Source organism: Delftia sp. ZNC0008, from assembly GCF_000799035.1.
In the GTDB taxonomy this organism is placed as follows: domain Bacteria; phylum Pseudomonadota; class Gammaproteobacteria; order Burkholderiales; family Burkholderiaceae_C; genus Comamonas; species Comamonas tsuruhatensis.
This window is the reverse complement of the sequence record NZ_JTKZ01000569.1, coordinates 1-1,215: the sequence shown is the minus strand read 5'-3', so window position 1 is coordinate 1,215 and position 1,215 is coordinate 1. Positions and strand designations below refer to the sequence as shown.

The 1,215-nt window shown below is 44.1% G+C and carries 3 protein-coding genes; 2 read left to right on the top strand and 1 reads right to left on the bottom strand.

All coding sequences use genetic code 11. The features are described 5' to 3' along the window. Window positions 1-661 (top strand): RHS repeat-associated core domain-containing protein (locus L995_RS34695; RefSeq protein ID WP_331428954.1); only part of this gene is annotated, 661 nt, incomplete at its 5' end. A gap of 81 nt (window positions 662-742) precedes the next feature. Here L995_RS34695 and L995_RS33270 read toward each other — a convergent pair. Continuing rightward, window positions 743-955, bottom strand: a complete 213-nt coding sequence (locus L995_RS33270; RefSeq protein WP_231574474.1) for a hypothetical protein — start codon at window positions 953-955, stop codon at window positions 743-745. Window positions 956-1,137: 182 nt separating this feature from the next. Here L995_RS33270 and L995_RS34690 point away from each other — a divergent pair. Continuing rightward, the coding region (locus tag L995_RS34690) for an RHS domain-containing protein (RefSeq protein ID WP_156136100.1) at window positions 1,138-1,215 on the top strand (78 nt) is incomplete at its 3' end.

The window sequence follows — 1,215 nt, the reverse complement described above, 5'->3', positions numbered from 1 at the left end:
GCAGCACCATGACAGGGAAACGGGGCTGTATTACAACCGGCATCGGTATTACGATCCGGTGGTGGGTAGCTATATCAATCAGGATCCTATTGGGTTAAGCGGCGGCATGAATAAGAGTATCTATCCATTGATTCCATTGCAAAAGATTGACCCACTAGGTTTATGGGCTTCCCAGAAAGGCGCATACGTGCATCAAAGAGCCGGTTATTTGGTTTTTGGCAAAGAGATAAGTCAATCACAATTGTCGGCCGTCGCAAGAGGTCATGTGTGGGCCGATAGCGCTGAGCACCAAACGCCGGAGTTTAGTCATATGCACGCGATGCGACGCCCCGGTCAGACCAAAGCAGAGGCATGTGCCACCACAAATAAATTTATAAAAAATGAAGCGCAGAAAGCGCTGAACGCCAAAAAATCTGGCGATATGGACTCAGCACTATTCCATTTCGGCGCGGCATTGCACACTATACAAGATGCGACGTCCCCATCTCACTCGGGTTTTCAACTGTGGACTGGACAAGAGAGTGCTGCGGAAATTCTTATTCATATAGGCAAGGAATCGATTGTCCCCAGTAAGGATAGCCCTCTATTTGAGGCCACAAAGAAAGCGTGGGAAGCATTTAAATCCAGCGACATAAATGGATTCACCTGCCCCTGTAAATAAAATGAGGAATTACAGTTTTATAGCATGCACAGCATTTATGTGGCCCGTTACCTGCTGGGCATCAGGCGATATATCTGCCATCTATTTAATTTCAGTAGATACGCTGGTTTTTATATTCTCAATATATTGCGCAACAAAAATCAAATGTACGAAGAATAAAGTATATGCAATGGCATATATTTTTCTTCTATTTCTTTTTAAGAGCATTATTAATTTAAAAATACCTTTTGTTGATAATAAGTTTTCCATAATAACATCAACTTGTATTTTTGTTATAGCAAGTGTTTGCATCATCATCCGTTTCAAGAAATAGTATATATACAAAATATACTATGGAAAGCTCCGTCTAAAAATGGTGATAATAAAAGCGCCACGGCGCACAGCACAAAGCAAGTTCAGTTAAATGAAGCTTAACTTCAAGGGCAGGAAAAGAATGGCAACGGCGCATCGTCATTCCCTGCCATCCATGTGCCCATATGGGCACGCCAATGGCCCTGACCGACCAACGGGGGCTAGTCGCCTGGGCGGCCAAGCTGGACCCCTGGGGCAATGTG